Origin of the sequence: Rhodococcus sp. 14-2483-1-2, from assembly GCF_002259405.1 — a bacterium.
In the GTDB taxonomy this organism is placed as follows: domain Bacteria; phylum Actinomycetota; class Actinomycetes; order Mycobacteriales; family Mycobacteriaceae; genus Rhodococcoides.
The window spans coordinates 275,333-288,265 of record NZ_NPFW01000002.1; the positions used below are offsets into that span (position 1 = coordinate 275,333).

13 protein-coding genes are annotated in these 12,933 nt (G+C 63.6%); 8 read left to right on the forward strand and 5 right to left on the reverse strand.

All coding sequences use genetic code 11. From position 1 onward, the window contains the following. Positions 1-4: 4 nt before the first annotated feature. The 4 genes from mftD to mftA all read right to left on the reverse strand — a co-directional run bounded on the left by mftD (position 5) and on the right by mftA (position 2,886). Entirely contained in the window at positions 5-1,183 is a 1,179-nt protein-coding gene (gene mftD / locus CH295_RS01205) for a pre-mycofactocin synthase MftD (protein WP_037188379.1), read from the reverse strand. Continuing rightward, a complete protein-coding gene (mftC, locus tag CH295_RS01210) occupies positions 1,183-2,415 on the reverse strand; it encodes a mycofactocin radical SAM maturase (RefSeq protein ID WP_037188381.1) in 1,233 nt (410 codons plus the stop codon). Before mftC ends, mftD begins: the two co-directional genes overlap by 1 nt. Before the next feature lie 61 nt (positions 2,416-2,476). After that, the gene (gene mftB / locus CH295_RS01215; protein WP_094739513.1) at positions 2,477-2,770 is read right to left on the reverse strand and encodes a mycofactocin biosynthesis chaperone MftB; all 294 of its coding nucleotides are present in this window, start codon (positions 2,768-2,770) and stop codon (positions 2,477-2,479) included. A gap of 2 nt (positions 2,771-2,772) precedes the next feature. Beyond that, positions 2,773-2,886 carry a mycofactocin precursor MftA gene (gene mftA / locus CH295_RS01220; protein ID WP_080733295.1) on the reverse strand — a complete coding sequence of 38 codons (114 nt, stop codon included), beginning with the start codon at positions 2,884-2,886 and terminating at the stop codon, positions 2,773-2,775. A 106-nt stretch (positions 2,887-2,992) separates the two neighbouring features. Here mftA and mftR point away from each other — a divergent pair, with 106 nt between their 5' ends. Further along, the gene (gene mftR / locus CH295_RS01225) at positions 2,993-3,646 is read left to right on the forward strand and encodes a mycofactocin system transcriptional regulator MftR (RefSeq protein WP_094633668.1); all 654 of its coding nucleotides are present in this window, start codon (positions 2,993-2,995) and stop codon (positions 3,644-3,646) included. Positions 3,647-3,725: 79 nt separating this feature from the next. Here mftR and CH295_RS01230 read toward each other — a convergent pair whose 3' ends face one another. Further along, positions 3,726-4,472: a FadR/GntR family transcriptional regulator gene (locus CH295_RS01230; RefSeq protein WP_037188388.1), complete on the reverse strand. Its 747-nt coding sequence runs from the start codon at positions 4,470-4,472 to the stop codon at positions 3,726-3,728. Positions 4,473-4,589: 117 nt separating this feature from the next. Here CH295_RS01230 and CH295_RS01235 point away from each other — a divergent pair, with 117 nt between their 5' ends. The 7 genes from CH295_RS01235 to CH295_RS01265 all read left to right on the forward strand — a co-directional run bounded on the left by CH295_RS01235 (position 4,590) and on the right by CH295_RS01265 (position 12,926). Further along, positions 4,590-6,266, forward strand: a complete 1,677-nt coding sequence (locus CH295_RS01235; RefSeq protein WP_094739514.1) for an AMP-binding protein — start codon at positions 4,590-4,592, stop codon at positions 6,264-6,266. A 9-nt stretch (positions 6,267-6,275) separates the two neighbouring features. Beyond that, entirely contained in the window at positions 6,276-7,058 is a 783-nt protein-coding gene (locus CH295_RS01240; RefSeq protein WP_037188392.1) for an enoyl-CoA hydratase-related protein, read from the forward strand. Then, the gene (locus tag CH295_RS01245) at positions 7,055-8,269 is read left to right on the forward strand and encodes an acyl-CoA dehydrogenase family protein (RefSeq protein ID WP_094739515.1); all 1,215 of its coding nucleotides are present in this window, start codon (positions 7,055-7,057) and stop codon (positions 8,267-8,269) included. The genes CH295_RS01240 and CH295_RS01245 overlap by 4 nt, the downstream gene beginning before the upstream one ends. Then, positions 8,266-9,336, forward strand: coding sequence for an acyl-CoA dehydrogenase family protein (locus CH295_RS01250; RefSeq protein WP_094739516.1), 1,071 nt, complete (start codon positions 8,266-8,268; stop codon positions 9,334-9,336). Before CH295_RS01245 ends, CH295_RS01250 begins: the two co-directional genes overlap by 4 nt. 148 nt (positions 9,337-9,484) lie before the next feature. After that, positions 9,485-11,224 carry a PEP-utilizing enzyme gene (locus CH295_RS01255; RefSeq protein ID WP_094739517.1) on the forward strand — a complete coding sequence of 580 codons (1,740 nt, stop codon included), beginning with the start codon at positions 9,485-9,487 and terminating at the stop codon, positions 11,222-11,224. Then, positions 11,221-12,168 (forward strand): TIGR03619 family F420-dependent LLM class oxidoreductase, encoded by a 948-nt coding sequence (locus tag CH295_RS01260; RefSeq protein ID WP_252341851.1) that lies wholly within the window; start codon positions 11,221-11,223, stop codon positions 12,166-12,168. Before CH295_RS01255 ends, CH295_RS01260 begins: the two co-directional genes overlap by 4 nt. Then, a complete protein-coding gene (locus tag CH295_RS01265) occupies positions 12,165-12,926 on the forward strand; it encodes an SDR family NAD(P)-dependent oxidoreductase (RefSeq protein ID WP_094739518.1) in 762 nt (253 codons plus the stop codon). Before CH295_RS01260 ends, CH295_RS01265 begins: the two co-directional genes overlap by 4 nt. The last annotated feature ends 7 nt before the right edge of the window (positions 12,927-12,933 follow it).

A 12,933-nucleotide genomic window follows, 5' to 3' on the forward strand; every position in this document is an offset into this window, starting at 1 on the left:
TCGCTCAGACCCCGAGCTTGCGGTCGAATCCGAGAGGCATCACGACATCGGACGGTGAGAGATCCTGTACCGAGGTGTGGCCGAGGCCGAGGACAGCGGAATCGACTCCGCCGCGCAGAATGTCGAGCACGTTCTCCACACCCGCCTGACCATTGGCAGACAGACCCCACAAGTACGCGCGGCCGATCAACACAGCCCGCGCACCCAACGCCAGTGCCTTCACCACGTCGCTGCCACGGCGAATTCCGCCATCGAGAGTGATCTCGATCTGATCGCCGACGGCCTCGGCGATCGCAGGCAGCGCCCGGATCGGAGCAGGTGTGCCGTCGAGATTGTTGCCGCCGTGATTCGACACCGAAATAGCGGTCACGCCTGCATCGACAGCCTTCTTGGCGTCGTCGACACGCATGACGCCCTTGAGCATGAACGGCCCACCCCACTGCTCACGCAGCCACGCCACGTCCTCCCACGTCGGCAACGGAGTACCCATCCACTCTCCGTACGCACCGAAGAACGTCGGCGCGGGACCACCGGTGGGTGGAGTCAGGTTGGGGGTCGTCAGGTCGGGAATCTTGCCGGTCTTGGCGAACTCCCACAACCACTTCGGGCGCATGATGCCTTCGGGCGCGAACTGCACCATTGCCTTGAGGTCCATCTTCTCCGGGATCGACGGAGAGCCCCAATCGCGGCCGTTGGAGAACGACCAGTCCAGGGTCATGATCAACCCGACAGCTCCCGCGGCACGGGCACGCTCCATCCGTTGCAGCAGGATCTCACGCGAACCCACCCAGTACATCTGGAAGAACGTCTGCGGGTTGGCCGCAGCGACCTCTTCGACGGATTTGCTCGCGAACGAGGACAATCCGATCGGAATCCCCCGCGCCGCAGCAGCTCTCGCGACGGCGACCTCACCGTCGGGATGAACCGCCTGCACACCGGTCGGGGAGATCATCACCGGGAACGACAGCGACTGCCCCATCACCGTCGTCGACAGATCCCGCTTGTCCGACAACCCAGCCACATGCGGGGCGAAGCCGAGCTCGCCGAACGCCGCCATGTTGTCGTCGATCGTCAACCCGCGCTCGGAGCCTGCCACGAGCGCGGCGTACACCGACTTCGGTAGGCGTTTCTTCGCACGCCGCTGCGCTTCGGCAACGGTCTCGAACCACTCGCTCTTCGCCATCAGTGTTCCTGTTCCATTCCTGCGAGCGGGTTCTCGTCGCAGATCTTCGCCGGCGGACGCATCATCAACGTCAGCGGCACCGACTTTCGTGGGGTCTTGCGCTGCCCGGTACGGGAATGGTCGACGCTGGACTTGGGGATCTCCCCCGCCGCTGCCAACGCCATTTCGCCGTTACCGATGACGCATTCGGGATCCGGGCCGTCCATCGGCAGGCCGGTGAAGAATTTCGCTGCCATGCATCCACCACGGCACGCATCGAAATGGGCGCACTTGGTGCACGCGCCCGAGGTCTGCGGCGAGCGCAGTTCCTGGAACAATTCCGATGTCTGCCACACCGATTGGAATCCGCCCATTCCGTCTTTCGCGTCGCGGACGATGTTGCCGGCGAGGAAGTTCTCGTGAATGGCGAACGGGCACGCATACACGTCGCCGATCGGATCGATCAGACACACCACACGGCCTGCACCGCACAGGTTGAGCCCGGGCAGAGCGTCACCGAATGCCGAGAGGTGGAAGAAGGAATCACCGGTCAATACGCCTTCACCGTTCGCGACGAGCCAGTTGTAGAGCTCGCGCTGCTGACCGGCCGTCGGGTGCAGATCGTCCCAGACATCCGCACCGCGTCCCGATGGCCGCAACCGGGTGATACGCAGTGTTGCAGCGTATTTGTCGGCGAGAGCCTTGAAGTCGTCGAGCTGGCTGACGTTGTGCCGGGTGACCACGACCGAGATCTTCGCGTCCCGGAAGCCGGCTTCCTTCAGGTTCTCCAGAGCCCGGCAGGCCATGTCGAACGAACCCGGCCCGCGCACAGCGTCGTTGACCTCGGCGGTCGCGCCGTCGATGGAGATCTGTACGTCGACGTAGTCCGACGCCGCCAGACGCGCAGCGACCTTCTTGTCGATCTTGACCCCGTTCGTGGAGAACTTCACCCCCACCTGATGGGCCGTCGCGTAATCGACGAGCTCCCAGAAGTCCGACCGCACCGTCGGCTCACCGCCACCGATGTTGACGTAGAACACCTGCATCTTCTGCAGCTCGTCGATGATCGACTTGCACTGCTCGGTACTGAGCTCGCGCGGGTCACGGCGACCCGACGAGGACAAGCAATGCACGCACGACAGGTTGCAGGCGTAGGTCAACTCCCACGTCAGACAGATCGGTGCGTCGAGCCCGAGCTCGAACTGATCGACCAGTTTTCCAACCGGAGCTGGTCTTTCGAGAGTGGAAGTCATGGGGCCGTCCTTCGTCGAAATGGGTCAGGCTGGTAAGGGTCAGGCTGGTAAGGGTCAGGTTCTACGGACGGGTGATCATGTTCGAGTCCGCCAGCGTGGTGAGTGCTTTCACGTACGGAGCCGACGCGGATTCGGTGATCCCCGCGGCTGCGATCGCCGACCGCATGTCCGAGTGCTCGGGCAGCGATTCGATGATCGCCACGATCGTGCGATTCTTCAGAAACGAAAGCTTGCGAGTTCCGAAGTGATACAGCAACGCCCCGAACGACTCCGGACGCAACGCCACCTGCGGATGCAGAACCCACCGCGCATCCAGATCGAACTCGTCGAGGTCCTCGCGCACTGCAGCGGTCATGATCAGTACACGCCGCACATGCCGTCGATCGACACTTCCTCGACCAACGACTCCTCGACCAGATCGGACTCGACGACAGCCGTACCGACCACAGCGTTCTCGTTGTTCTTCGACATCTGAAACCTCCGGAGATTGTTGCGGACCACAATCGGAGTCGACAGTGGCTTGGGTCACCAACATAATGACACTGAGTGCAGAAAACCAGAGGATGGAAAGAAGAAAATGGTCAGGAGCGCGAAACCCTCCAATCAGCCAGGTAGACGCCCGTCCACAACGCGGGGCGAGCTGAGCGATCTCGGAATCGAGCTGTTCGCCGCCAAGGGATTCGAGGAGACCAGCGTCGACGACATCGCCGATGCCGCGGGCATCGCGAGGCGCACGTTCTTTCGCTACTTCCCATCCAAGAACGCAGTTCCCTGGGGCGATTTCGACGCTCAGCTCTCGGCATTGAGGACCCACCTGAACGGGCTGCCCGAGGACATCGGACTCGCGGACGGATTACAATCGGCCCTGTTGCAGTTCAACACATTTCCGCCCGAGGAGGCTGCCGTCCATCGACAGCGCATGGCGCTGATCCTGGGAAATCCAGCACTGCAGAGCTACTCGATGGTGATGTACGAGGGCTGGCGTCAGGTCATTGCCGAGTACGTGGCAGCACGAACGAACTCAGCCCCTGCCGACCACCTTCCGCGCACCGTCGGGTGGATGCTCCTGGGCGTGGCGATCTCCGCGTACGAGCATTGGCTGATCGACGAGAAGAACGACCTTCCCGAACTTCTGACGGCAGGAGCGTCGGTTCTGTTCGGCGGTGTCGGTCCGCTCCGAGCGTCCAGCGGCACCACCGCCGGCGAACTGGACGGAGAGCGCGTCGAGTAAGCGGTCGAAACCGAGCGCGGAGTCGATTCGATGGAGTCCGCGACGAGACCCGTTCCGACACCACTGGTGTCTCGGAGATCTACATCTGCCACCGAACCGGACGGGAAATGATGGCCCGCAGGCGGCGACGGTAGTACTTCGCCGATTCGCCGACGAACGCGCTCATCGTGGCCGCAGCAGCGTCGGGATCGCGCAGGCTCAGCGCATCGAGGACGTCCTGCTGCATCTCGATCGCCGCCAGCCGCGTCGCGAGAGGATGCTCGTTCGGTTCGGCGTCGCGCACCAACAGCCAGAGAGTTTCCATCAGAATGTTCAGGACCGGATTTCCGGCCGCGTCGTACACCCCCCGCTGAAACTCGGCGTTGTTCTCCTGAAAATTGCCGTAGTCACCCGGGTCCTCGCGCATTCGATCCAGCGCACCCTGCATGATCTTTATCTGCTCGTCGCTCACGTTCGAGGCGGCCTCGCGAGCGATGATGGGTTCGAGCATCAGACGAGCATCGATGACGTCGCTGATGTTGGCCCCGTCCAACTGCAGGAACAATTTCATGGTGTTGCCGAGTGATTCGAGCCTCGGCCGCTTGACCACCGGCCCGCCGCCGATTCCCGATTTGATGGTGACCAGATCGCGGCTTTCGAGCAGACGCAGCGCTTCACGCACCGTGGTCCGAGCAACACCGTGCTCGGCCATCATGTCCTTCTCCGTGGGCAACCGCTCACCCTCCACCACGCCCCCGTCGAGGATGCGGTCCGCGATGATGTTGGCGATCCTCGCGGAGACCTTGGGCGATCGCCCCCGCGGAGCGACACTCTCCTCAGCTGTCATGTCTGTGGCCTGACCTCATCGATCTCGGTGTGATGCGGGTTAACTCTATACATAGTTTGGTAGCTTAGTTACTGTAGTGATTGTCAGAAAACTGAAGGACTAGGGCAGGAGCCGACCATGTTGCCGACTCGGCCGCCGGGCCGCGACCTCGCCCGGTCGTATCGCGAACGCGGGCTGTGGCGAGATCTTCCGATCGGGCACTACCTCTCACGTGCCGCCCGCCTCTATCCCGACGCCACTGCTGTGGTGGACGGCGACCGGCGCGTGAGCTTCGCCGACATCGACCGTGACGCGACTCGACTGGCGGCTGCGTTGCACGCCCGAGGGATCACCTCCGACGATGTGATCGCGTTCCAGCTCCCCAACTGCACCGAGGCAATCGTCGTCTTCCATGCCGCGATGAAGCTCGGAGCCATCGCGAATCCGATCGTGCCGATCTACCGATTTCGCGAGCTCCGCTTCATCTTCGGACAGTCGCGGGCGCGGATCGCCTTCGTACCCGCCGAGTTGCGCGGGGTCGACGTCGCCGACATGTACAGCGACCTCTCCGCCGAGCTACCGGACCTCGAATCGATCGTCACCGTAGGCGATTACGCGGACGACCGACCTGGAACCAGGTGGACCGACCTGATCGGCGAGGCCACGGACGCAATGGTCGCCGAACTCGATGCCGCGACTTCTCCGTCGCCCGACGACATCTGCTTGTTGCTCTACACGTCGGGAACGACCGCAGACCCCAAAGGCGTACTCCACAGCCACAACACCCTGGTGTACGAAAACCTGTCGATGGTGCGGTGGTTCGGACTGAACGAAACCGACGTTGTCTTCAATCCGTCTCCGGTCACGCACATCACCGGAGTCAACTGTGCTCTGGTTCTCCCGTTCGTAGTGGGCGCAACCGTTGTGTTGCAGGCCGATTGGGACCCGGCAACAGCGCTGCAGCGAGTGATCGACGAACAGTGCAGCTTCATGATCTTCTCGACACCGTTTCTCCGAGGCCTGCTCGACGCCGCCGAAGCGACTCACTCGTCGACCCCGTCGATCCGCTATATCGTCTGCGGCGGAGCCGACATCCCCGATGCTCTGACCGCGGCGGCCACCACCCGCCTCGGTACCGTCGTCCGGATGTACGGGGCCACCGAGGGGCCGTCTGTCACCACCGCGGACCGGTGGGACCCGCCTGCACTGCGGATGAAATCCGACGGTCGCCCCATCGAGACAACCGAGGTGGTCGTTACCGACGCCTCCGGTGGGATCGCGCAGACCGGCGATGTCGGCGAGATCGTCTGGCGTGGACCGGATACTTTCCTCGGCTACCTCGATGCCTCTCTCAACGCCGCAGCGTTCACCGACGATGGATTCTTCCGTACCGGCGACCTCGGCCGCTTCGACGGTAGCGGAGCCCTTCATGTGGTCGGGCGAATCAAGGACATCATCAACCGGTCCGGCGAAAAGGTCAGCGCCTACGACGTGGAGAACGAACTCGGAACACATCCCGATGTGCTCGAGATCGCCGTTGTCGCAGGTCCCGATCCTGTGACGGGAGAACGTGGTTGCGCCTTCGTCGTCACTCGCGACCACCGAGATCTGAGTCTCGAGGAAGTGCGCGAGTTCCTCGTACAGCGCCGAATCGCCGTACAGAAGATCCCGGAGAGCGTTTTCATCGTCGACTCACTACCCAAGACGGCCAGCGGAAAGATTCAGAAGTTCGCACTGCGCAACTGGACGCAGGACCGCGTCACGGTGCCGCCTCAGATGGCTGCGATCACCTTTGCCGCAGCACACGAAAGATAGGACACCCCAATGCCTCTCCAGCCGAACGGAATCGAACATCTCACGGTGACCGAGCCGGAACCCGGCATCGCGGTGGTCGAGTTGGCCCGCGGCAAGGTCAACGCCATCGACACACAGATGTACGGGGAGATCGCCACGGTCTTCGAGGCGCTGTCCGACAACCAGGACATTCGCGCCGTGGTGCTCACCGGTCGAGGCAGAATATTCTGCGCCGGAAACGATCTCGGCAGCTTTCGGGTCATGGACTCGATCGGCGGCGAGATCGAGATGCGGGAAGTGCGCCGAGCGATTTTCGGAGTTCTGGACTGCGCACTCCCAGTGATCGCGGCCGTCAACGGGCCCTGCCTCGGAAGCGGGTTCGGCTTGACGTCGGTCTGCGATCTGGTGGTCGCGTCCGAGCGGGCGACATTCGGGCTTCCGGAAATGGGAGTCGGTGTCCTCGGCGGCGGCCGGTTCACGGCGCGCATGCTGCCGCAGCAAGCCATGCGGCGTCTGTTCTTCACGGCCGACGCAGTCGACGCGGAGACACTACGGAGTTGGGGTGCTCCGATCGAGGTCGTCGCGCACGACGACTGCATGACCACGGCCATGACGCGCGCGCGATCCATTGCGTCGAAGAGTCGCTACGCACTCACTCTCGCGAAGCAGTCGCTGAACGGTTGCGAGAACCTCGATCTCAAGCGCGGATACGAGTTGGAACAGACGTTCACACTCCGCCTGTCCGAACACCCCGACTCGAAGGCGGCGGTCGAGGCACGCATTGCCGAGATGGCAGGAGGCAAGAAAGCATGACACCGGATGATCGCGGTATCGACGTCGAGGCTTTCACCGAAAAGGCCGAAGCGTGGCTCGAAGAAAACCTGGCGCGGCGGAGCAATGAATCGGCCGTTCTTAACTATGCGATCTTCCACGATCGGAGCCACGACGAAGAGCGGCAGCTCATCGACGCCGCCCGACAATGGCAAGGGGTTCGCATCGACGCGGGCTTCGGAGCCATCACATGGGGTCCGGAATGGGGCGGTCCGGGATTGACCGCAAGCCACGAGCGCGCGTACGTCGGTCTCGAACGAGACTTCACAGCGCCCGAGCGGCACGAAAGCGTCCTTGTCACAGTCGAACTGGTGGCTCCGACAATTCATGCACTGGGCACGGACGAGCAGAAGCAGCAATTCGTCAGGGCCTTCCTCCGAGCCGACCAGTTGTGTTGTCAGCTGTTCTCGGAGCCTGGAGCCGGTTCCGACCTCGCCGGACTGGCCACCAAGGCGGTGAAGACCGACGGTGGCTGGCGGGTGAACGGCCAGAAGGTCTGGAGCTCGGGAGCTCAGTTCTCCGAGTGGGGTCTTCTCATTGCCCGCACCGATACGACCGTCCCGAAACACCGGGGAATGACGGCATTCATGGTGCCGATGGACAGCCCAGGTGTCGACATCAGACCGATCCGTCAGATGTCCGGTGGCTCGACGTTCAACGAAGTGTTCTTCTCCGATGTGGAGCTGCCGGATTCACTGCGCCTCGGTGCCGAGGGAGACGGCTGGACGGTCGCCCTCACGACGCTCGGCTTCGAGCGAAGTTCGAGCGCAGGAATTGTCAGCGCCGGCGGAAACAGTGCCGACCTGCTGCGGTTGGCACGGACTTCGGGCATCACCGAAGACCCACTGGTTCGTCAACAGCTCGCCGACGCGGCGATCTACGAGCGGGCCTCGGCGCTGCTGGTGGCTCGCTACGCCGAGCGAGAACTGGCCGGAGCCGTTCCGGGAGTGGAAGGATCGATCGGCAAGCTGGTCTGGACCCAGAACCTCAAACGCATCGGCGACGCGGCAGCGTCGTTCCTCGGGCCGAGGATTCTGGCAGACACCGGGGTACCCGACACGTTTGCCTGGACCGAGCATCTTCTCGGCGCACCCGGATACCGAATTGCCGGGGGTTCCGACGAGATTCAGCGCAACATCATCGGCGAACGCGGACTCGGCTTGCCGCGTGAACCGCGGGAAGGCCTCGCATGACACTCGAACTGTCCGAAGAACAGCAGGATCTGAGCAGCAGCCTGCGGGCATCGTTGTCGAGAACTGCTGCAGGAGAGGATGTGTGGCCTGCACTTCTGGAGATGGGCTTGACCGAGATTCCGTTCCCCGAGCACGTCGGTGGTGCGGGCTTCGCGTTGAAGGACACTGCAGTCGTCATGTCCGAACTCGGTCGTTCGCTCGGACGCGCTCCGTACTTCTCGTCGGTGATCTTGGCCGGGCTCACTCTTCTGCATGCCGGTTCCGATGCTGCCTGCGCGCAGTACCTCCCGTCGATCGCCGATGGCACCGCCACTGCGGCACTCGTGACGGGATTTCCCTTCGGCACCTCGCTCGTCACCGCGCGCGAAGGTGCCGACGACACCGTCGTTCTCGACGGTGCCCAGGAAGCAGTCGTCGACGGCTCCGATGCCGATGTGCTGTTCGTGGTCGCAGACGGATCGGACGGACCTCACCTCGCTGCGATCGATGCGCACGCCGACGGGGTAACCCGAACTCGCCGAGAAACATTGGACTTCACGCGCGGTCTCACGCGAGTCGAGTTCTCCGATGCCGTCGCACATCGGGTGACCGGCCGAGACCTGCCGACCGGTCTCGCCACGGCACAAGCGGTAGCCATCACGGCCCTTGCCGCCGAGCAAGTGGGTGCGGCGCGCGCCTGCCTCGAGATGTCGGTGGAGTACGCGAAGACCCGGCGACAGTTCGGCCGGGCCATCGGATCTTTCCAGGCGATCAAGCATCGTCTGACCGACATGCTGATCGCGATCGAATTGGCCGAGGCCGCTGTACTCGATGCGGCGGGTGCCGACACGCGACGCACGAGCGAGTTCCTCGTCGCCGCAGCGACCGCGCGAGTGCTCGCGTCCCGGGCCGCCACTTTTGCCGCCGAGGAGTCCATCCAGATCCACGGCGGCATCGGCTTCACGTGGGAACACCCACTGCACCAGTACTTCCGCCGGGCCAAGACCAGCGAGCTACTGCTCGGAAGCACCACCGTTCACGTCGAGGCCGTCGCGGCCGCGCTCGTCCACGACCGAAATCGTTACTGATTCACTTCTCAAGTTACTTGCGCTTCGCCTGACGTCGGCGAACCCGTCGGACTTGCGGACAAATATCTCTGTACATGTTTCTTTTACCCCATAGTTTCTATAGTGTGACTTGAAATACAGTCCGGCATCAACGGCAGAGGAGCACTCAGTGAGCGTCGAGAACGATCGCGACAGCTGGATCACCGACTGGGAGTTCAGCGAGCAGTACCCGGTGTACACGCGAGCCAACGCCGGGGAGGTACTTCCCGACCCGTCGAGTCCGCTCAACGTGACCCTCGTCTGGAACAAGGGCCTCAACATCGGCTGGCGCGAAGGATATGTGGAACACCTCGGCACTCACCTGCCCTCCGAGATCGACGAGACCATGCCGCAGATCATCGGTAACTTCGGCGGCTACCACTACACCAACTTCTCGATGACCGAGCTGAACGGAGCCCGCTTGCCGGGCTTGACCGTTCCGGTCTGGAACAGCCTGTGGGTCGGCGATCACCCCGACATCCCCGACTACGTCGAACAACCGTGGCACCAAAACGACCAGCTCACAGCGGGATTGGCCGACAAGACCGCGTGGGCACTGACCACCGACACCTTTCCCGAGGCAGAGGAGGCGAAGCGTCGGGCGGACGCCGCTCGCGCCGCTCGCCCCGACATGTCGGCACTGAGCGATCGCGAACTGGTCGACCACGCGCGATCGTTCGTTCCGGACCTCGTCTTCTGCTACGCCTACCACCCGGTGACCACCACACTCTCGACGATGGGGCCTGCCGTGGCCGGAGCCTTGCTCGAGGCCATCGGTGAAGCCGACAAGCTCGGCGACCTCCTCAGCGGGCTGGGCGGAGTCGACTCGGCAGAACCGTCGTACGCCCTGTGGAACATGGGTCGGTCGGTGGCGAAGTCCGCGGAACTGACCTCCCTGTTCGACAACGGACTCACCACTCTCCTCGACGCCGTCGATGCAGGCGACTCCCCCGATGCGAAGCAGTTCCGACAGGACTTCGACGACTTTCTGTACAAGTTCGGATCGCGAGCGCCGAACGAGTGGGACATCCGCTCCGACAGTTGGGAATCGAAGCCGGTGCTCGCCCTGCTGGCCATCAACGGAATGCGGCTCAGTCCCGACGAATCCGACCCCGAGGTGATCGGACGGCGCAACGAGTCCAAGCGCATCGCACTCACCGCGGAGCTCGCCGCCAAGATGCCCGACGATGCAACTCGTCAGAGCTTCCTCGACGCTGCCAAATCCATCACCAAGTTCATGCCCTGGCGAGAGCGAACCAAGACTGCCTGTGTGAAGGTGATGGGCGAGATGCGCACGGCCCTGTACGAACTGGGGCATCGTATGGTCGACCGCGGCATCATGGACGACCATCACGACATCACGATGCTGCTCGACGACGAACTCGATGCTTTCGTCGCCGATCCCGAAAGTTTCGCAACCACCGTTGCCGAGCGGCGCGAGCAGTACCTCGCACTCTTCGACCTCGAGCCGCCCTTCTTCCTGTTCGAGCCGCTGCCACTCTCGCAGTGGCCCAGAAGGACCGAGAACAAGGCGCAGATCGCAGCTCCCGGCGATTCGTTGACCGGAGTCGGCGGCGCACCGGGGGTGAGCCGCGGCCGAGCGCGCATCCTCCATGATCCGTACGAAGTCGGCGACCTCGCCGAGGGCGACATCATCGTTGCCCCACAGACGGATCCGGCCTGGACCCCTCTCTTCGTGTTCGCCGGCGGCGTGGTCGTCAACGTCGGTGCCACCATCACTCACTCGTCGATAGTGTGCCGCGAACTGGGCATTCCCTGCGCGGTCTCGGTGCAGGACGCAACCCTGAAAATCCCCGACGGTGCGATGATCGAAGTCGACGGAAACACGGGAACGGTGACCGTACTGTGACTCTCGCAATCGGCTTGTCCCTCCCTCAGCTCGGTGAACATGTCGATGCCGGTGCTGTCCGCGCCTTCGCCACCTCGGCCGAGGAACTGGGCTTCTCGAGCCTGTGGGTTCAGGAGCACCTGTTCTATCCCGAAGAGAACGAATCGATCTACGGCGGGCGCCACACCACCAGCGTGCATCCCGCCTACCGCTCGGTTCTCGGTGCCACCGAACTGATGGCGTTCGCCGCTGCCTGTACCAGGACGATCACGATAGGCAGCAGCATCCTGGTGGCCGGTTACCATCGTCCGGTCGAACTGGCGCAACGCTTGTCGACTCTGGATCTACTGTCGGGCGGACGACTCGTCGCCGGTCTCGGGGCCGGATGGTCCGACGAGGAACATGCTCTGATGGACGTCGATCCGCGCAGCCGCGGCCGTCGGATGGGCGAATTGGTGCGGGCAGTGCAGGCCTGCTGGGGACCCGACCCGGTGGAATTCGAGGGTGAGTTCTTCAGCATCCCGCGGTCCATCGTCCGACCCAAACCAGTGCAGCAGCCACACCCACCACTGCTCTCGGGCCTGCGTTCGGCGACCGGATTGAAGCGCACCGCAGCACTGTTCGACATCTGGAACCCCAGCAGTGGCAGCCCCGAGGCTCTGCTCGAACAACTCGAGACGATGCGGGAACTGCGCTCGGAGGATGCGAGTCCGATTCGACTGTTCCTCCGTTCGTATCTGCAGCGGCCCACCGACGATGTGGGATCGGGTGGCCAGGGCATCGACGGGGTCCGCACCGACATCCGCACTGCGCTGGCGGCAGGCGCAGAACACCTGATCGTCGAGCCCAACTTCTGGGACGAGATGCGTTCGCCGAACGATTGGGTCGACGCACCGGCGCGGTTGGCAGTCCTTCTCGACGACATCGCGGATCTGTCGACTCCGGCGACGGCGAGCGCGTCGTGAACACCGTCGCGGTGGTGACAGGTGCGGGATCGGGTATCGGCCGTGCGACCGCGGAGATCATTCTCGAGAACGGCGGCTCGGTCGTTGCGTTCGACACCACCGCGGAGTCGTTGCACTGGTTGTCCGGCAACGACAATGCGGTGCCGTTCGTCGGCGACGTCACCCACCAGGACGACAATCGTGCGGCAGTACAGCAGGCGGAGACCTCGTTCGGACGCCTCGACGCCCTGGTACTCAATGCCGGTGTGCCTGCATCCGGATCCATCGAAACCCTCGACATGGAGGTCTTCGATCGTTCGATCGAAGTCAACCTTCGTGCGGTCGTACTCGGTGTGCGCGAAGCCATTCCTGCGTTCCGCCGAGCAGGCGGCGGTTCGATCGTGATCACGGCATCGGCAACCGCGCTCGGTGGTGAGCCGAACCGGTGGCCGTACGCCGCGGCCAAAGCCGGCGCTGTGAACCTCGCACGATCCTTCGCCCTGGACCTGGCGAACGACCGAATCCGCGTCAACGCCGTCTGCCCGGGACCCATCAGCACCGGCATGACCCGACGCATCGAGGACAACACCCCCGACCGCTACGAAGCGCTCAGAACGATGGTGCCCCTTCACCGTTGGGGAACCGCTCGCGAGGTGGGCGAGGTCATCGCATTCCTGGCCTCACCGCTGGCGTCGTTCGTCACCGGTGTCGCCATCCCGGTCGACGGTGGAGCGACCTGCGGGAGCGGTCAGACGGTGCCGGTGCCGGCTCCCGTCTGACCCACCG